Annotated in this window: 17 protein-coding genes; 4 read left to right on the top strand and 13 right to left on the bottom strand. The window is 68.3% G+C overall.

Annotated elements, in window-relative coordinates; all coding sequences use genetic code 11:
- Positions 1-42 precede the first annotated feature (42 nt).
- From EV653_RS37255 to EV653_RS37270, 4 genes are all read left to right on the top strand, one after another.
- Positions 43-1902 (top strand): acyl-CoA dehydrogenase, encoded by a 1860-nt coding sequence (locus EV653_RS37255; RefSeq protein WP_134110648.1) that lies wholly within the window; start codon positions 43-45, stop codon positions 1900-1902.
- 256 nt (positions 1903-2158) lie between these two features.
- Complete coding sequence (locus EV653_RS37260) at positions 2159-3373, top strand: hypothetical protein (RefSeq protein ID WP_134110650.1); 1215 nt, start codon at positions 2159-2161, stop codon at positions 3371-3373.
- Entirely contained in the window at positions 3370-4038 is a 669-nt protein-coding gene (locus EV653_RS37265) for a hypothetical protein (RefSeq protein ID WP_166679681.1), read from the top strand. The genes EV653_RS37260 and EV653_RS37265 overlap by 4 nt, the downstream gene beginning before the upstream one ends.
- Entirely contained in the window at positions 4035-5252 is a 1218-nt protein-coding gene (locus tag EV653_RS37270; protein WP_134110652.1) for a hypothetical protein, read from the top strand. The genes EV653_RS37265 and EV653_RS37270 overlap by 4 nt, the downstream gene beginning before the upstream one ends.
- 12 nt (positions 5253-5264) lie before the next feature.
- On the opposite strand, the gene EV653_RS37275 is transcribed toward EV653_RS37270, so the two are convergent.
- The 13 genes from EV653_RS37275 to EV653_RS37335 form a co-directional block, all read right to left on the bottom strand.
- The gene (locus EV653_RS37275) at positions 5265-6035 is read right to left on the bottom strand and encodes a DUF4097 family beta strand repeat-containing protein (protein WP_134110654.1); all 771 of its coding nucleotides are present in this window, start codon (positions 6033-6035) and stop codon (positions 5265-5267) included.
- A gap of 126 nt (positions 6036-6161) precedes the next feature.
- Positions 6162-6410: a DUF6458 family protein gene (locus tag EV653_RS37280; RefSeq protein ID WP_134110656.1), complete on the bottom strand. Its 249-nt coding sequence runs from the start codon at positions 6408-6410 to the stop codon at positions 6162-6164.
- 145 nt (positions 6411-6555) lie between these two features.
- Complete coding sequence (locus tag EV653_RS37285; RefSeq protein ID WP_134110658.1) at positions 6556-7092, bottom strand: DUF2231 domain-containing protein; 537 nt, start codon at positions 7090-7092, stop codon at positions 6556-6558.
- A gap of 50 nt (positions 7093-7142) precedes the next feature.
- Positions 7143-8921, bottom strand: a complete 1779-nt coding sequence (locus EV653_RS37290; RefSeq protein ID WP_134110660.1) for an NHL domain-containing thioredoxin family protein — start codon at positions 8919-8921, stop codon at positions 7143-7145.
- 55 nt (positions 8922-8976) lie between these two features.
- Positions 8977-10602: a hypothetical protein gene (locus EV653_RS37295; RefSeq protein WP_238160701.1), complete on the bottom strand. Its 1626-nt coding sequence runs from the start codon at positions 10600-10602 to the stop codon at positions 8977-8979.
- 212 nt (positions 10603-10814) lie between these two features.
- Entirely contained in the window at positions 10815-11714 is a 900-nt protein-coding gene (locus EV653_RS37300; protein WP_134110662.1) for a carbohydrate ABC transporter permease, read from the bottom strand.
- Positions 11711-12610, bottom strand: coding sequence for a carbohydrate ABC transporter permease (locus tag EV653_RS37305; protein ID WP_134110664.1), 900 nt, complete (start codon positions 12608-12610; stop codon positions 11711-11713). The genes EV653_RS37300 and EV653_RS37305 overlap by 4 nt, the downstream gene beginning before the upstream one ends.
- Before the next feature lie 63 nt (positions 12611-12673).
- Positions 12674-13960: an ABC transporter substrate-binding protein gene (locus EV653_RS37310; protein WP_134110666.1), complete on the bottom strand. Its 1287-nt coding sequence runs from the start codon at positions 13958-13960 to the stop codon at positions 12674-12676.
- Between the two features lie 198 nt (positions 13961-14158).
- On the bottom strand, positions 14159-15190 hold the full coding sequence (locus tag EV653_RS37315; RefSeq protein ID WP_134110668.1) for a zinc-dependent alcohol dehydrogenase family protein: 1032 nt from the start codon (positions 15188-15190) through the stop codon (positions 14159-14161).
- A 37-nt stretch (positions 15191-15227) separates the two neighbouring features.
- Positions 15228-15782, bottom strand: coding sequence for a hypothetical protein (locus tag EV653_RS37320; protein WP_134110670.1), 555 nt, complete (start codon positions 15780-15782; stop codon positions 15228-15230).
- Entirely contained in the window at positions 15779-16342 is a 564-nt protein-coding gene (locus tag EV653_RS37325) for a TetR/AcrR family transcriptional regulator (RefSeq protein WP_202872000.1), read from the bottom strand. The genes EV653_RS37320 and EV653_RS37325 overlap by 4 nt, the downstream gene beginning before the upstream one ends.
- A gap of 63 nt (positions 16343-16405) precedes the next feature.
- The gene (locus EV653_RS37330) at positions 16406-16924 is read right to left on the bottom strand and encodes a flavin reductase family protein (protein WP_134110672.1); all 519 of its coding nucleotides are present in this window, start codon (positions 16922-16924) and stop codon (positions 16406-16408) included.
- A complete protein-coding gene (locus EV653_RS37335) occupies positions 16921-18291 on the bottom strand; it encodes a serine hydrolase domain-containing protein (protein WP_238160702.1) in 1371 nt (456 codons plus the stop codon). The genes EV653_RS37330 and EV653_RS37335 overlap by 4 nt, the downstream gene beginning before the upstream one ends.
- Positions 18292-18335 lie beyond the last annotated feature (44 nt).

Raw genomic sequence — 18335 nt, forward strand, 5'->3', positions numbered from 1 at the left:
ACCGGCGAGTAAACATGCGGCTATTAGGTATGGGGAGCTTCTGTGAGCCACTACAAGTCGAATCTGCGGGACATCGAGTTCAACCTGCTCGAGGTATTGGGCCGCGGTGACGTCCTAGGTCAGGGCCCGTACGCCGACATGGACGTCGACACCGCCCGTGAGGTGCTCGCGGAGGTCGACCGGCTGGCCAAGCACGAGCTGGCCGAGTCGTTCGCGGAGGCCGACCGGAACCCGCCGGTCTTCGACCCGGACGCGCACGAGGTCCGGATGCCCGAGGCGTTCAAGAAGAGCTACCACGCCTACATGGACGCCGAGTGGTTCAAGCTCGAGCTGCCCGCCGAGCTCGGTGGCCAGCCGACGCCGCCGTCGCTGCGCTGGGCCGCCGCTGAGCTGGTGCTCGGCGCCAACCCGCCGGTCCACATGTACGCCGCCGGCCCGAACTTCGCGCACGTGCTCTGGCGCAACGGCGTCGACCGTGACAAGAAGATCGCGCACCACATCATCGAGCGCGGCTGGGGCGCGACCATGGTGCTGACCGAGCCGGACGCCGGCTCCGACGTCGGTGCCGGCCGCACCAAGGCCACGCTGCAGGAGGACGGCAGCTGGCACCTCGAGGGTGTCAAGCGGTTCATCACCTCGGGCGAGCACGACCTGACCGAGAACATCATCCACCTGGTTCTCGCGCGGCCGCAGGGCATCGAAGGCGTCGGCGGCCCGGGTACGAAGGGCCTGAGCCTGTTCGTGGTCCCGAAGTACGACTTCGACCTCGAGACCGGTGAGCTGACGGGCGAGCGCAACGGCGCCTTCGTCACGAACGTCGAGAAGAAGATGGGCATCAAGGTCTCCACGACCTGCGAGATCACCTTCGGCGATGGCGTGCCCGCGAAGGGCTGGCTGCTGGGTGAGGTGCACGACGGCATCGCGCAGATGTTCCAGGTCATCGAGTACGCACGGATGATGGTCGGCACCAAGGCGATCGCCACCCTGTCCACCGGCTACCTGAACGCGCTCGAATACGCCAAGGAGCGGGTGCAGGGCGCCGACCTGACCCAGCCGGCCAAGGACGCGCCGCGGGTCACGATCACGCACCACCCCGACGTACGGCGTTCGCTGATGACGCAGAAGGCGTACGCCGAGGCGCTGCGGGCGCTGGTGCTGTTCACGGCGACGTACCAGGACCGGGCGGAGCAGGCGCGATACGCGGGTGAGCACGACGACCTCGCCGAGCGGGTCAACGACCTGCTGCTGCCGCTGGTCAAGGGCTACGGCTCGGAGAAGTCGTGGACGCTGCTCGGCACCGAGTCGCTGCAGACGTTCGGCGGATCCGGCTTCCTGCAGGACTACCCGATCGAGCAGTACGTGCGGGACGCGAAGATCGACACGCTCTACGAAGGCACGACGGCCATCCAGGGCCAGGACCTGTTCTTCCGCAAGATCATCAAGGACCAGGGCAAGGCGCTCGGTCACCTGGCCGAGCAGGTGCAGGCGTTCGTCGCCTCCGAAGCCGGCAACGGCCGGCTGAAGGAGGAGCGCGGACTGCTCGCCAAGGGCCTCGAGGACACCCAGAAGATCCTGGGCATCATGGGGCAGGCCCTGATGGCCAGCAACCCGCAGGCGGAGAACGGCGACCCGCGCAACATCTACAAGGTCGGCCTGAACACCTCGCGGCTGCTGTTCGTCCTCGGCGACGTGGTCTGCTCGTGGCTGATGCTCCGCCAGGCGGAGGTCGCGCTGGAGCGGCTGGGCGGCGAGCTTTCCCCTGCTGACCAGGACTTTTACACCGGCAAGGTGGCGGCGGCCCAGTGGTTCGTCCGCAGCACGATGCCGTCGGTCCGGGCCGAGCGGGTCAAGGCCGAGCTCACCGACCTCGACGTGATGGACCTCCCGGAGTCCGCCTTCTGACAGCTCCTCCGGCTCGGGTGCTTGCGCGGTCGAGCCGGAGGGTTCCAACTCGGGGCAGATTCATCTGCCCCGGGATGCCCCGCGATCTGCCCTGTTGTAAAGCGGGGCGTTGTAGCAACGTTTCTGCCCTGCAACACCGTGACCCTGGCTTGGCTTCCCCTGTCCGAGCCAGGGTCGCGTCTATCTCGGGAACCGCGCGGGAGGATTCGGCGTCCGTGTGAGTGTGTCCAGATCCGGTCGTCGTAGGCTGTCCGCGATGTCCGCCCGACTCTTCTGCGCCGTGGTTGCGGCCCTGGCGTTCCTGCCGGTGCTCCCCGCGCAGGCCGATACCCCCGAGCTGCCCGACCGCATCGCCGCGGCCTGGCGGACCGACCACCTGTCCGTGGACGAGCGACTGCGAGCGACGATGCCGGCGTCCGAGCTGGCCCGGATCCGTACTGCGATGCGGACCGCCGGTCTGCCGGTGTACGTCGCGCTCGTGCCGCAGTCGCCGTACCTCCGGGCGAGCGGCTACGACCTGCCGACGTTGCTGCACGCGCGCATCGGCGAGCCCGGCGTCTACATCGTCGCGGTTGTCTACGACACCTACTGGTCGGACCGCGCCGAGCTGTTCCGGCCGGCCGGGCTGCGTGGCCGGGACCTCTCCAGCGTTCGGGCCGACGACAAGCAGGACTCCGATCTCGTCGACGAGCGTCCGGCCCCACAGATCGTCCGGACGATCCAGCAGGCCTCCACGGCGTACGACGGTCGTCCGCTGCCGCAGGTCCCGGCCGCTGATCTGGATCCGCGGCGCAGCGACGGCGGGCTCTCGGTGACCGACAAGGAGGATCGGTCCGCGTACGTCGGCCTCGGGGCCGGCGCGGTGATCGGGTTCGCGCTGGTCCTGTTCCTCGGGCTACGTCGCCGTCGGCCGGCCAAGCGGACGAAACGGCAACGCGCCGACGAGCCGCCGATCGACGCGTGGGACGTGGAGCTCAAGGCCGACGACAAGATCAAACAGGCCGAGCGCGCACTCGCGCGGCTCGACGAGCGCAACAACAAGTCGACGAAGCAGCTCGACCAGCGCGATGACGCGTACCGCCGGCTGGATGCGGCGCGCAGACTGCGCGCGGATCAGCCGGAGGACCTGCTCGCGGCCGCCGGTGCGCTCGTCCTCGCGCGGCAGGCCGAGCGCGTGGCCTCGGGAGCTGCCGTGCAACCGCCGTGCTTCTTCAATCCGACGCACAATCCCGGAACGGCCACGGTCGACTGGGAGGACGAGGTCGAAGTACCCGCATGCCAGTCGTGTGCGAGCGTCATCCGGCGCGGCCGGACGCCGACCGGGTTGCGGGTGTGGAGCAAGTCCGGGCTGCTCGGTCACGACCGCAAGCAGGTGCCGTACTGGACGCTCGATCCGGAGGACAACCCGATGGTCGCGACCGGCTTCGGCGCGCTGTCCGACGACCTGCCCGAACGGATCGCAGTCCGATGAGGCGCCTCGTTCTGTTGCTGCTGGCCACTGCCTTCGCCCTGACCGGGACCGCCTGGGCGGCCTTGACCGGGACGGCCTGGGCGGCCACGCCCGCCGATCCCCGGATCGCCGCGGCCACCGCCGCCTGGACGAAGCAGGGGCTGTACGTCGATCCCGACTTCACCTCGATTGCTGATGGCAACGAGATGCTGCGGGTGATCTCGTCGGCGAAGATGCCGGTCTTCGTTGCCGTCGTACCGACCGGCGAATGGTTCCCGGAGAAGGGCGACGCGGATCTCCTCGCCGGCCGGCTGGCCGCCGCGAACGGGAAGCCGGGCGTGTACGTCGTGATGGACGGCGACACGACGTACGGCGTGGCGCATCAGCTCGCGGCGTACGCGCCGGACAGCACCTGGCGGGAGAAGGACGAGACCCTGAGCGCGCAGCTGTCGAAGTACCTCGACAATGTCGAGCTGAACGCTCGCTACTCGCCCGAGCCGGCCCGGACCGAACCGGTGCCGACGGCGCCGGAGCGTTCGTACCCGGAGGAGAAGTTCACTGTCGGCAAGGCGATCGGGAACGGTCTCGGCGGTGGTGTGCTCGGGATGATCGGCGGCGGGATCCTCGCCGGAATCGTGTTGATCGTGGCGGCGATCGCCGCCCGGCGTCGGAAGGGAAGCGCGTGAAGGGCCTCTTGAGCTGCTTGGCGGCTTTGGTGTTGTTGGTCGCGGTCCCGGCTGAGGCCGACGCGGATGCGGCGCGGACGCCGGCGGAACGGGCTCGGGAGATCGCGACCGCGTTGACCAAGGATCCGCTGTACATCGATCCGGCGTACGCGTCGGCGCTGCCGGAGAAGCTGCGGGCCGACGTACGGACGAAGGCCAAGGCGGTCGGGTACCCGATCTACACGATCATCCTGCCGCTGACGCCGAGCGACGAGTTCCAGGGCGAGGAGAGCACCGTGCTCACCCTGGTGATGGACGCTTTGCGCAAGCCGGGGTTGTACGTCGTGGTCGACGGCGGCGACCGCTTCCCGTGGTACGAGGCGCGCGACGTACCGCAGGTCAGCGAGGACAAACTGCAGGCGGCGCGCGAACGTGCGCTGGACGACGAAGGGTACGACGCCGGGCCGACCGAGGTCCTGGCCCGGATGTACGAGCTGCTCGCGGCGCCGGGGATCCCTTCGACCACGCCCCGTGCGACCACGCCGGGCAGCCCCTCCGACGCTTCCGACTCGGACTCGGGTGGGCATGGCTGGGTCGTTGCGCTGTCGATCGTCGGCGGGCTCGTCGTACTGATTCTGCTCGGTTTGGTGATCGGGCTGCGGCGACGCGCGCCTCAGCGGGAGAAGGCCTTCCGCATCCCGCCGCACGTGGCCGCGACGGTCGCGGCCGAGCGGCGCCGGCGACTGGAACGGGACACGACGGCTGAGCTGACCACGCTCGGCACGAAGCTCGCCGCCCTGCCCACGACCGACGGGCCAGGTCTGGTGCATCAGCAGGCGGCGCTCGACGATCACGCGGCGGCCGGGAAGGTTCTGGACTCGTCCACGTCGTTGGTGGACCTGGTCGGCGCGATGGTGCTCCTCGACAAGGCTCGCCGGGAGTACGACGTCGCGGTGACGGGCCGGCCGGACGCCGTACCGGATCTGTGTGCCTTCAACCCGCTGCACGGTCGGTCGGCCGGCAAGCCCACCCAGGTAGAAGCCGACGGCACCACGCTCACGCTCCCCCTCTGCGCCGACTGTCGCCGAGCCCTCAAACGCGGCACTGCACCGGCGTCGCTCCCCGGCGACGCCGGCCCCTACTGGTACGACGACACCCTCTGGGCCCGCACCTTCTACGGCACCACCGGCGAGGACCTGGCCGAGTCCGTCTCGCGAGGCGAGCTACACCGCTAACCCCCCGGTGGTTTACCGTGCGTGGAGCTCGATGTCGCCCGAGGTCGTCGTGGCGGTGAGGCTGTGGGAGGCGTCGGCGGAGTTGCCGAGTGAGTTCTCGACGTCACCGGTGCGGGACTCCGTGGAGACCTTGTAGTCGCCGCCAGGCGCGGTGATCTCGATGTCGCCGCTCGTCCCCTTCACGCGGACATCGTTGGCCTCGGCGAGTTGGAGTTCGATGTCGCCGGACGAGGTCTCGACGTCGACCGGGCCGCCCTTCAGGCCGGCGGCCTCGATGTCGCCCGAGTTCGCCTTCACATCCAGCTTGCCGGTGAGGTCGCTGACGGACACATCGCCGGATGTCAGGTCCAGGTTCAGATCGCCGTTGATCTCGCGGAGTGTGACCTCGCCGGAGCGGGACTTCACGTCGACGCCGGCAACGCCGCTCAGCTCGAGGTCGCCGCTGCCGTTCTCACCGGTGATCTTTGTTCCCCGCGGGACGGTGACTTCGAAGTCGGCGCTGCATTGCCAGCCGCAATCGCCGTCGAGTTTGAGGACGCCGTCCTTCACGGAGTACGCGTCGCCGTGCTTGAAGAACCAGTACTTGCGCTGCTCCTGGACGGTGGTGGTGTCGTCGTCGGACACGTTGATCGTGATGTCGGAGTGTCCGGCGGCGAGCTGCACCGTGGTGATCTTGTCGTCGACCTTGTGCGTGTCGTCGGAGTCCTTGTCCCCGAACTGCCAGAACGCCAGCCCGGCCGCCACCACCAGCAGGATCACGCCGAGCTGCTTGTTCTCCGCCATCGTCCGCCTCTTCTCGAGCCCACCCACGTTGTCGCATCGACAGTAGGTGGCGAGGCGTGCTCGCTGGATCAGGCAGATCCCCCGAGCTGTCCCTGAGCGTTCCTCAGGGACGACCGGGAACTCCGCCTACTCCGTGATGTCGCGGTGGTGTTCCTCGACGACGCGGTACTCCTCTTCGACGGCCGGGTCGATGGCGTCGGTCGTCACGCGGCGGCGGCGGTTGGTGATGTAGAAGGAGAGCAGGATGCCGGCCAGACCGGCCAGCAGCAGGATGTAGCCGACCACTTGCAGGTTGACGGCGTCCCAGGTGTCGCGGACAGCGAACGCGAGCACGGCGCCGACCACCATCAGAAAGATCCCCACACCGATGCTCATCGACGTCCTCGCTTCGCTCCGGGCGCCGATGAGACACGTGGCGCACTGTGCTTGATGATGAGCTCGCTTCGCTCGCTCATGTGAGTCTCCCAGTGAGTCGTCCTACTTCGTCAAAGCTACCTCCCTGTACCCACACAAGAAACAGCTAACTGACGGAAGACCGGCGGGCAGTGCCGCGATACAGAGCCAAATGCCCCCCGAGGAACCCCGCACCCGCCATCACCAAGTTCCCGGCCATCGCAAGCTTCGTGCCCAGGCCGTGCCTCCCGCGCAGTCGCGCCACGAGCGAGCCGGCGAACAGGAACGTCGCGGTGTCCGCGCCGAGCGCGTGGACTGCCCCGATCCTCCGTTCCTCGCCCGACAGTTCCGCCCAGTCGCCCGCGCCCGCGAGAGCCGTCGGCAGGGACGCGAGCAGCCCGAACCCGGCCAGGAGCGTCGCCCCGCGACGCGACTGGGACCCACCCGCGAGATCGAGAAGCGACGTACCGAGCCAGCACCCGGTGGTCACATCGGTGAGCGATGGGTGCAACGAATGACCGAGTACGTCGGTGTGCAGCGGACTGTCTCGCACCCAGTCGATCAGCGGTTGGTAGGCCAGCTCCTGCGCACGGGCCAGCCGCTCGGAAAGCGGGCTTTCGCCGACCGCGTGAACTGCGCGCTGCGGCAGGGATCTGGACGCCACGCTCTCACGGTACGTCCCGGCCGTCGGCCCGGGAAGCGCTCGGTGACCGGTTACTTGCCGCCGGAGAGCACCAACTCGACCCGGGCCGGGCCGTCGGGAGTGACGCGGATCGGCACCCCCCAGTCCTGCCGGTGCATGTGGCACGCCGGGAACTCCACCTCGGACGCGTCGTCGCAGGAGGCTGCCTGTACGGCGACGTGGAGGACGCCGGTGCCCGCGTGCGGGTCGATGACCAGGCGGCGTACGAGGTCGCTGGAGTCGCCGGCACCTTCGCGCAGGAGCGTGTCCGGGGTTGCCGACACCAGCAGACGGGTGGAAGGGCCGTAGCGGTCGTCGAGTTTCTGGCCGGGCGGCGGAGTGAACACGACTTCCAGGGTGACCTCGCCGGCGGCCACGTCCATCGGCGGGCGCTGGGTCTGCGTGCTGAACTCGTCAGCGGTGGCGGACGCTCCCAAAGGCACCCGGGTGAGGCGATGGGCCGCCGACTCGACGACGACCAGTTCGTTGCCCACGACAACCGCACCGCTGGGCTCGGCCAGACCGGTCGCCATCGTCTCCACGACCTCGGTGCGCGGGTCATAGCGGCGTACGGCGCCGTTGTAGGTGTCGGCGATCGCTATCGACCCGTCGGGAAGAACGGTCACGCCGAGCGGGTGCTGCAGCAGGGCCTCGCTCGCCTTCCCGTCCCGCAGGCCGAAGTCGAACAGCCCGGTCCCGACGGCAGTGTGCACCTCGGTGTCGATCCATCGCAGCGCAGAGATCTCGGAGTCGGCCAGCCACAGCCGATCGCCATCCGCCGCCAGTCCGCTGGTCTGCGCGAACCACGCGTCCGCCAGCGGCCCGTCCTTCAAGCCTTCGTTGGTAGTACCCGCAGCAACCTCAGTCACACCGGTGAACGGATCGAACGTCCACAGCTGATGTACGCCGGCCATCGCGATCCACACCTTGTCGCCCCACCACGCCACGTCCCAGGGCGAGCTGAGTACGTCGGTGCCGTCGCCATCCATCCACTGCTTGCCCGTGCCAACCAATGTCCGCACCTGACCATCCGCCAACGAGATTCCCCGCAGTGCATGGTTGACGGTGTCCGCGACGACCACGTCGTACCCGAGACGACCGGCGACGTCGGGCGGAAGAACCACGAGCCCGTTCGGCTCCGAGAACGACGCTTCATCAGCGGAGCCGTCCGTGAAGCCACGCCGGCCGGTCCCGATCCGGCGTACGACGGTGGTCGCGTCGGCGGCGAGCTCGACGATGCTGTGGTTTCCGGCATCCGCGACGAGCAACCCGTTGTCCAGAGCAACGACCTTCGCCGGGAAGCGGAGATCGGTGGGCTCGGCAACAGGTGCGACGTACGGCGACTTGCCGCGGGTCAGCGTCCCCGCCTGCTCGTGCTGCACAATCAGCTCGGCCAGCAGCGCGTCCAAAGCGTGCGCGTGCCCCTCGCCGGAGTACTGCGCGACGATGTATCCGTTCGGATCGACCAGCACGAGCGTGGGCCAGGCGCGGGCGGTGTAGTTCTGCCAGGTGATCAACTCCGGGTCGTCCAGCACCGGATGACCCACCTCGTACCGCTCGACAGCGGCCCGGACCGCGGCCTCTTCGCCCTCGTGCGCGAACTTGGGCGAGTGCACGCCGACGATCACCAGCGCATCGCCGTACTTCTCCTCCAACGGCCGCAACTCGTCCAGCACGTGCAGGCAGTTGATGCAGCAGAACGCCCAGAAGTCCAGCAACAGGAAGCGCCCCCGGAAGTCAGCGAGCGACAGCTCCTGACCACCAGTGTTCAACCAACCCCGACCCCGCAACTCCGGCGCACGCACATGCATGGCCCCATTGTCCGCCGCCGCTCAACCCGATCCGCGCCGGGCCCGGCGGCTGAGATCAGAGCGGGAGGATCAGGGTGTCGGTCAGGAGTTTGGCGGTTTTGCGGAGGGTTGCCGGGGAGGACGAGAGATCGGTGGCGAGGGCGTAGGGGGTGAGGGTTTCACCGGGGCCGACGAGGCGGTGGCGGTGGGCGAGGAGCCAGACGATGGCTCGGGGCCAGGTGGAGAGGCGGGCCTTGGCGAGGAGGTCGGGGGCGTCGCGGACCAGGCGTTCGGCGATGTCGAACGCGTCGGGTGCGTACGCCGTCCCGAGGGTTTCGCCGGCCATCAGCCAGGCGTGCGGGGCCAGGACGGAGAGCGTGGCTGCTTGCGAGTTGTCGAGGCCGCGGAGGTCCGGTTGGGGCGGAGAACCTAGGCCGGCAAGGGCTCGGTAAGCGTCTTCCAGGTCGTTGGTGGTGTCGTCGAGGAAAACCCGCTCGCCGGGCTTCGAGCCGACCGGGTCGGTCATCGCGGCGGCCTCCAGCGCGGGCTGCCAGACGTCGACGGCATCGACTGCCTCGTCGATCGCATCCAGCGGCAACTGGGTGCGGTCCCCCGCGAACCGGAGCCAGGCCTTCACCACCACGGGAACCGCGTCGAAATACGTGCTGTCGGCAAGGACCTTGCGAGGCAGCCAGTGGGCAAGGAAAAGCTCGACGAGCACGGCACTGACGCGCAACGGACCGCCGACCGTGTGATCCACCGCGTGGTCGATCCACAGCCTGACGATGTCCGCGGCGTCATCCGGTAACGCAGGCGTGGACTCGAGGAACTCCTCGACCAGCTGATCGCGCTGACGCGGGGACAGCAGCGGCCGGACCGGCGGGCGGATCGGGCGCTCCGGCAACTGGGTCAGCCGGTTCACCAGCAGGCCGGTGAAGAACTCGAAGTCCTCGCTGACCGGCGGATCGTCGTAGTCGCGGGTCTCCCCCAGCGCCTGCAGGATGATGCCGGCCGCGGTCGAGGGCCGCACGGTCCGGATGGTCACCCGGCCGCCGCGCTGGTACGCCTCGAGCACCCGATCGACCGGTGGGCCGACGAACACGTCCTTGACGATCGCGCCGAGGTTGTTGTCGATGAACACCACCACGGTGTGCGGATGCTGCTCGTCGTCGTAGTCGAGCACGACGCTCAGGCCGTCGCCGGTGATGTCCTCGGACACGATCGCGCTGGTCAGCCGGAACCCGGCGATCCGGGTCACCCACTCGGGCACTTCGTCCTGGGTGCGTAACCGGGAGATATGGGCCCGTTGCAACGGCAACCGCCCGGCCGGACCGACCGTCCGCGCCAGACTCGTCAGCAGGACGAAGGATTCGAGATCGCGCCGCTCGGCGAGCACGCGCGCGGCGTCGGCCCAGAAGAACCGCTCCACCTCGCCGATCTCGTCCGGCCGCCCGGCCGGCCACAGTTGATCGGCGAGCATCGAGGCCGAGCGGGCCACCGACGCCTCCGCGATCACCGGATGCAGGGCGGCCGGCACCGCGGCCAGGTCGAGGGAGAGCGTTTCCAGCAGGGTCTCCAGCACGGCGACGCTCGGCGTCGTGTCGACATCGACACCCGCCGTCGGCCCGTGCGGCTCGCCCGGATCGGGGACGAGCCGTAAGTGGCTGCGCCGCCCGTCCCGTCCGCGTGGAGACTTGGTCACCTTCGTGAGATTACCGTCCGGAACCAGTCCGCCGCAGTCCCGTGCGCGCGTCCTGTGGACAACCCCGCCACCCCGGAGCCACCCCGCCCCGCCATCCGACGTCTCAGGGGTCAACCCCGCAGTTGGTGGGTTCGGCCACCAGAATCTCGGGGGCCAACCCACCAGCTCACGGGTTGACCCCTGAGACGTCGTCAGTCGGGCGTACGGGGGCGTCAGCCCTTGAGGGCGCCGGCCATCAGGCCGCCGATGAACCAGCGGCCGAGGAGGATGTAGACGATCAGCGTCGGGAACGACGTGATCAGCGCGCCGGCCATGCTCGCGGCGTAGTCGACCTTCTGGCCGCCGGCCAGCGCGGCCAGGCCCAGGGTCACCGGGCCGTTGTTCTGCTGGGTCAGGAACAGTGCGAACAGGAAGTCGTTCCAGACCGAGGTGAACTGCCAGATCAGCGTCACCACGAAGCCGGAGATGGAAATCGGAAGGATGATCCGCAGGTACGTCTGGACCAGCCCGGCGCCGTCCACCCGGGCCGACTCGATGATCTCGTTCGGCACGATCGTGGCGTAGTAGTTCCGGAAGATCAGCGTGCAGATCGGGATGCCGTAGATGCAGTGCGCGATGATCAGCGTCGGCACACCCCGGGTCACGTCCAGCGCGGTGAACGTCGTACGCAGCGGCAGCATCACCGCCTGGTACGGAATGAACATCCCGAACAGGATGAACGCGAACACGAGGTTCGCGCCCGGGAACCGCCAGCGGGCCAGCACGAACCCGTTCGCCGAACCGATCAGCGACGAGATGATCGCGGCCGGGATCGCCAGCGACAGCGACCGGATCATGTACGGCTGGAGAACGTCCCAGGCCTTGCGCCAGGGCTCCAGCGTCCAGGTCTTCGGCAGGTTCCACTGCGAGGCCGCGGTGGTGTCACCGGAGGTCTTGAAGCTGGTGATCAGTACGACGTACACCGGGATCAGCACGAACACCAGGAACAACAGCAGCAGGACGTAGCGGGTGGTCCGGCTGCGCCGGGTCGTGCCGTCGGCGATTCCGGCGCGGCGCGGCTTCTGGCGGATCGCTGCGGCAGTATGGCCGGTCGCAGCCTCTACGGCGGTCATTGCTCAGTCTCCTGCCGGACGGTCCACGCGAGGTACGGGATGACGAGTACGGCGACGACCGCGAGCATCACGATCCCGATCGCCGACGCCTTGGCCAGATCACTGCGTAGCAGCGTGTTCCACATCAAGATGGCCGGTACCTCGGTGCGGAACTGGTTCGGCCCGGTGATCGCGTAGATCAGGTCGAACAGCTTCAGCGAGATGTGGCCGAGGATGATCAGCGCGGACAGCGCGATCGGCGACAGCTGCGGGAACAGCACGTGCCGGTAGAGCTTGAACTCGGACGCACCGTCGACCCGGGCCGCCTCGCGCAGCTCCGGCGGGATTCCCCGGAATCCGGCCAGGAACAGCGCCATGATGTAGCCCGACATCTGCCAGACCGCGGGCAGCGCGATGGACGCCATCGTCGTCCATCTACTGCCGCCGGTCCACCACGGATTCTCCAGGAAATGCAGGTGGAGCATCTCGAACAACCGGTTCAGGCCTCGCGCGTCCTCGCCCTGGGACGGGTTCAGCAACCAGCCCCAGACGACGCCCGAGGCGATCATCGAGATCGCCATCGGGAACAGGTAGATCGACCGGAAGATCGACTCCCCGGGCACGCCCTTCTCCAGCAGCAATGCCCAGAGCAGGCCGAAGATCAGCGTGCCCACGATGAATACCACCGTGAGCACGCCGAGGTTCTTCAGCGAGTTGATGAACCGGTCCTCGCTGAACAGGTTCGCGTAGTTCTCGAACCCGACGTGCTGCGCCGGGCCCTTGCGGGCGGTGTGCCGATCCGTCAGCGAGGTGTTGAAGGACCACGCGATCAGCCCGTAGACGAAGTACCCGAGCAGCAGCACGGTCGGCAGCAGCACCAGGGCACCAGGCCCCCAGGTGCGGATTCTTCCGTGCACGCTCAGTCCTCCAACTCGTCGACCATACGGTTCCTCAACTCTGTGTTCATTTTCTTGGCAGCGTCAGTTGGTCTTCATCGCCGTGGCGAGCGCCGACTGCAGCTTGGCGACGTCCGGGCTACCGCTGAACTGGCTGAGCGCGGACAGGATGTCGTTGTTCTGACCGGCCGTGCAGGCGGCACCGTGGGCGCAGGACGGGACGATCGTGTCCTTCTTCCAGTCGGCCATCGCACCTTGCTGGTACTTCGGGTAGTCAGCCGGGTCGGCGTCCGAACGGGCCGGGATCGAGCCCTTCTTGGTGTTGAACGCCTTCTGGCCCTCGGCCGAACCGACGGTCTTCAGCCAGCACTTCGCGCCGTCCGGGTCCGCGCCGTTGGTCGGCAGCGTGAACGAGTCGGACAGGAACTGGAAGTCCTCACCGGTGCCCGGAGACGGCCAGTAGGTGTACGCGGAGTCCGGGATCTTGTCCGCCAGCTGCTGCGCGGCGACCCAGTCACCCATCAGCGTGTAGCCGGCCTTGCCGGAGTTCACGTAGCCCAGCGCGTCCGGCCAGTCGATCGCCTCGCGGTCGGTGTTGGTGAACGTGAGCAGCGTCTTGTACTTGTTCAGCGCCGCCGTCACGTCGCCGCCGGCCCAGTCCGTCTTGCCGTCCCACAGACCCTTGAACTTGTCCGGGCCCAGCTCACCCAGCAGCACAGCCTCGACGAGCATCTCTTGGGCGAAGCCCTTCGAGATCGCCAGCGGGGCGGTTACCCCGGCGGCCTTCAGCTTGGTCAGGTCGGCGATCCACGCATCCACGTTGGCCGGGGCCTTCGTGGCGTCGATGCTCGCCTTCTTCAGCACCGTCGGGTTCACCCAGACCATGTTCGCCCGGTGGACGTTGGCCGGGATCGAGTAGATCTTGCCGTCGACCGTCAGGTTGTCGATCAGGTTCTGCGGGAACGCCTTGTCCAGCCCGAAGTCCTTGTACAGCTGGCTGACGTCGTCCACCTGGCCGGCGTTGATGTAGTCCTTCAGCTCCGCACCGGCGTGCGCCTGGAACGTCGACGGCGGCTTGCCCGCCTGCAGGTCGTTGGCCAGCACCTGCTTGGCGTTCGAGCCTGCGCCACCGGCGACGGCCGAGTTGACGAACTTGTAGTCCTTGCAGGCGGTGCCGAACACCGACACCAGACCGTCCAGACCGGCCTTCTCACCACCGTCGGCCCACCAGGTGAAGACAGTGACGTCCTTACTCGCGGACGAGTTGCCTCCACCGCCGCCGCCGCTGTTGTCGCTGTTACCGCAGGCGCTCACCGCGAGAAGACCCGCCGCACCCACCAGCGCCAGGGTCTTACTCAGACCACCACGCATGATTACTCTCCGATCAGTTGATGGAGCCGCCTGTGACAACGATGCCCCCTTGACTGTGCAACTCTCGGACGGCGCGCACCGGGTGTCAACGTTCCGCGCAGGCGCGTTGCGCAGCCGTGACCCCGCAGACCTTGACAGTGTGAGAGCGCGCACATTCACGGCCCGACAGGGCACAGTGCGCAACCCGACTGCGCACAATCAGGGCCGCAGCAGCACCTTGATCGCGCGCCGCTCGTGCATCGCGGCGTATCCCTCGGCCACGTCGGCCAGCGGGAGCTCCGAGTCGAACACCTTGCCGGGGTCGATCGCCCCGCTCAGTACGTCGGCCATCAGGGCCGGCAGATACGCGCGACACGGCGCAGCACCGCCCGCGAGCCCGATGTTGTTCCGGAACATCGTGCTGATCGGCACCTCGACGCCGTGCGGCACACCCACGAACCCGACCGTCGCCCCCGGCCGGGCGACGTCGAACGCGGTCGTCATCGACTGCGCGGTGCCGACACATTCCAGCACCGCGTCGGCCCCGACACCCTTCGTCAGTTCGAGTACGGCGTCCTTGGCCGCGTCGCCGCGTTCGGAAATGATATCCGTGGCACCGAATTCCTTCGCCAGCTTTTGACGGGGCTCATGCCGCGACAGGGCAACGACCCGCTCCGCACCCATCCGCGAAGCCGCAAGTACGCCGCACAGTCCGACCGCACCGTCGCCCACGACAACTACCGTGTCGCCGGCCTTCACCCGCGCCGAGCGCGCCGCGTGCCAGCCGGTGCCCATCACGTCGGACAGCGTGAGCAGGGACGGCACGAGCGCGTCGTCCGGCACCTCGGGCGTCGCCACCAGCGTGCCGTCGGCGTACGGGAGCTTCACGTACTCACCCTGGCCGCCGTCGGCCTTGCCCTGGCCATAGCCGACGAGGTTCTGGCAGGCGGTCTGGTAGCCGGCCAGGCAGTGCGGGCAGGTGCCGTCGCTCACCACGAACGGCGCGACCACGAAGTCGCCCGGCTTGACCGTGCGGACGTCGAAGCCGACCTCCTGGACGATGCCGACGAACTCGTGCCCGATCGGCCGCGGCTGCTTCACCGGCGGATCACCGCGGTACGGCCAGAGGTCGGACCCACAGATGCATGAGGCAACGACTTTGACCACCGCATCGCCCGGTCCCTCGATCCTCGGGTCCGGAAGCTCTTCCAGCCGTACGTCGAACGGCGCATGGATCACTGTGGCTCGCATGCAGCCCACAGTAAGCTGTCCGGGATCCGCGGGATCATCAGGCCGGACTGAGCACAGCCTCCACCCGCTTCGGGCTCGACGCCAGCCACACGCACCCGACGGCGAGAAGCACACCGTGGACGATCCGCACTGCGGGCGGGGCGAAGAACTGCGGCAGGAAGAGAACGAAACCCGTCGCGAACAGGATCGCCGGGACGGTTCGCAGCCGGATCGCAACCATGACGGCGCCCGCGGCCATGGTCAGCAGGCCGAGACCGAACATCGTGATCGCGACCGGGTTGTAGCGCACAGATCCGGCCAGGTCGACCAGGTTCGGCTGCGCGGCGATCGCGTGCAGGCCGAAGTCCTCGGCGCCGTAGTAGGGCAGAGTCAGTCCGGCGCCGATCCAGAAGGTGATCGCCGACGGACGGTGGATGTCGAGCAGTGCGAGCGCTACCAGCACGAACCCGAGCATCGCGCATAGGTGCGCGACGACCCAGGCGGTGGAGCCCATCGCGGCTGCGGCGCCGGACGTGGTCGTCTCGTCATGCCAGGGGCGCAGGACGGGATACAGCAGGAACAGCACTCCTGCGACGGACAGTGGGATTCTCATGTGTCTTTCCTCAGGCTGGCGAGATACATCTGGATGAGCTGGTCGTAGGTGTCGTCGAGGCCTTCGGGCAGGCCGAAGCCGCCCGCGGACTCGATGGAGGCGAAGCCGTGCACGAGGACCCGCAGCCGGCGGGCCGCGTGGACCGCGGCCGGGCCCTCGAGTCCGTAGCTCCGCAGCGTCGCGAACATGACGTCGATCTGTTTCGCGCCGGCCGTCTTCTGGATCGGGTCGTGCAGCGGATCCATCGGCATCGCGGAGTACCGCTTCGGATGGTCGTTGACATAGGCGCGGTACGCACCCATCAGGGCTGTGACCGCCTCGTCGCCGCCGCGGCCCAGAACGGCGGCGGTGAACCGTTCCGTCATGTCGTCCAGCACCCGAACCCCGACGAGTGCTTTCAGTTCACCAAGGTTCGCCACGTGCTTGTACAGCGACGGGGTGGCCACCTCGCAGCGCTGCGCCACGGCGGCGAGCGTGAGGCCCTCGAGCCCGTGTTCGTCCACGATGCCGAGGGCCACGTCGACCACGACAGCGGGTGTCAACGGCTTCTTAACTACCATAGCTCATAGGCTAATGGCATTAGCCGATGAGCGTCAAAGGATTTCGATCGTCGTGCTGATTCGTCAGATCGTCACATAGCGTCCGCGCCGGTGAACCAGGGCAGGAACCCCGTCGTCGGTGAGCTCGACGTGGACGATCTCCAGCTGCACCTGCAAGCCCCAGCCGACCTCGGGCGGGTCCTGGTCGACCAGCGTGCAGCCGGCCCAGGTGCTGACCCCGACCGGTGCCGGCCCCCAGGCGGTGTCCGTCCAGTCGATCAACCGGAACGGCCCGCCCGGGGCCGGTGCGACGTACCCGAAGGCGTCCGCCAACTGCCGATGCGGCGCGCCGAGCAGCGACACCACCGCGGTCCTTGCCTCACGCAACGTTTCCCACAGGTCCGAGTCCGGGTCGATCAGCCCGATCACGTAGCCGGGCTCACCGTCGGCCACCAGCATCGACGACACCGTGAGCCCGGCCCGCTTCCCGTCGTACGCCGTCGTCCACAGCCCGACCGGTGACGGCAGCCGCCCGCGAAACCGCCGTACCGGACTCCGCTCGGACTCGGGCGGCAGGAACGGGTGGTCGCCGTGGATGGTCACTCCGCCACGGTAACGCGCTCCGGGAGAGTGAACGTGTCGATGGGGTGCAGGGTGAGGCCGCTGGAGCCGCGGACCGACTCGACGGCGCCGTTGGCGTCGAAGGTGAAGCGGTACGACTCGCCGTACGAGCCGTAGCCGTTCCCGCCGGTGACGCGCAGCGTGTCGCCGTCGGCTTCGAGCTCCTGGGGCTCCTCGGCCGGATTCGCGAGGGTCGGGTCGGTTGCGTACAGGCGGCCGCCGAGCAGGACGAAGTCGGTGATGCCCCACAGGTTCGCGAACCGGCCGGTGAACCGGCCCAGCCCGGCCTCCTCGACCCGGTCCTTGGAGTCGGCCAGGTTGAGGAGCCGAAGCAGGCCCTCGGCCAACTGCGCCGCGGGACCGTCGATCGCATTGGTCAGCGCCGACACGACGAGCCGGCGTTCCGGGTCGACGAGGGTCCGGGTGATGTGGCCCGGGTACCCGCCGCCGTGACCGAAGACGTCCACCTCGCCGACCTTCGTCACCGAGAGGCCGAGGCCGTACCGCGCCTTGTCGTCCGCGCCGGTGGTCCACAGCGGATGCTGCATCTCGCGCTTCGACTTGTCGGTGAGCAACCGGTCGTCGCCGGGCAGATGCGCGGAGAAGTACGTCACCAGGTCGCGGGCGTTGCCGAAGAACCCGGTCGCCGATGCCAGCGCCCGGGTGTTGATGTGCTCGATCGGCACGCGCTTGTCGGCGTACGCCAGTGCGCTGTAGCCGGCGGCGTACTCCGTCAGCCGGTCCGGATCGAGCTCCGGGCCGAGCCCGGCCAGCCCGAGCTTGTCGACGATCGCGGTCTGGACGTAGGCGTTGTACGGCGTACCGGACGCCGCCTCGATGATCAGACCGAGCAGGCCGTAGCCGATGTTCGAGTACTTGAAGCGATCGTTCTCGGGAATGACGGCCGATGACTCGTGCCGCATGACCTCGAGCAGCTCGTCGCGGTCCGGGAAGCTGGTGAACAGCTGCCACCAGTCCGCGTCGAGACCGTCCCGGGTGACACCGCCCGCGTGCGCCAGTAACTCGCGGACGGTCCGCTGGCCGAGCGGCGTGCCGACGATCTCGGTGACGTGCTGCTCGGCCTTGTCGTCCAGCCGCAGGCGGCCCTGCTCGACCAGCTGCAACACGGCTGTGGCCGTGAACGTTTTCGAGTGCGACGCGATCCGGAACAGGTGCTGCTCGGTCAGCGGTACGTCGTTCTCCACGTCCGCGAGCCCGTAGGCCGCCGAGAACGCGATCGCGTCCTCGGCGTACACCGCGACCTGGAGGCCCGGCACCCGCTGATAACGCTGGTTGAACGCCAGCCAGCTGTCGTAGTAAGCGAGTGCCTCGGTCAAGCTTTCAGTCACGGTGGGTCTCCTGGACGGATCGGCGGATGGAGATGAGTCAGTCA

The organism is Kribbella pratensis, from assembly GCF_004365355.1.
Lineage (GTDB): Bacteria > Actinomycetota > Actinomycetes > Propionibacteriales > Kribbellaceae > Kribbella.

Coding starts and splice junctions, on each gene's coding strand:
- EV653_RS37260 (WP_134110650.1), top strand. CDS start 2,159: ATGTCCGCCCGACTCTTCTGCGCCGTGGTTGCGGCCCTGGCGTTCCTG.
- EV653_RS37265 (WP_166679681.1), top strand. CDS start 3,370: ATGAGGCGCCTCGTTCTGTTGCTGCTGGCCACTGCCTTCGCCCTGACC.
- EV653_RS37275 (WP_134110654.1), bottom strand. CDS start 6,035: ATGGCGGAGAACAAGCAGCTCGGCGTGATCCTGCTGGTGGTGGCGGCC.
- EV653_RS37280 (WP_134110656.1), bottom strand. CDS start 6,410: ATGAGCATCGGTGTGGGGATCTTTCTGATGGTGGTCGGCGCCGTGCTC.
- EV653_RS37290 (WP_134110660.1), bottom strand. CDS start 8,921: ATGCATGTGCGTGCGCCGGAGTTGCGGGGTCGGGGTTGGTTGAACACT.
- EV653_RS37300 (WP_134110662.1), bottom strand. CDS start 11,714: ATGACCGCCGTAGAGGCTGCGACCGGCCATACTGCCGCAGCGATCCGC.
- EV653_RS37310 (WP_134110666.1), bottom strand. CDS start 13,960: ATGCGTGGTGGTCTGAGTAAGACCCTGGCGCTGGTGGGTGCGGCGGGT.
- EV653_RS37315 (WP_134110668.1), bottom strand. CDS start 15,190: ATGCGAGCCACAGTGATCCATGCGCCGTTCGACGTACGGCTGGAAGAG.
- EV653_RS37320 (WP_134110670.1), bottom strand. CDS start 15,782: ATGAGAATCCCACTGTCCGTCGCAGGAGTGCTGTTCCTGCTGTATCCC.
- EV653_RS37325 (WP_202872000.1), bottom strand. CDS start 16,342: ATGGTAGTTAAGAAGCCGTTGACACCCGCTGTCGTGGTCGACGTGGCC.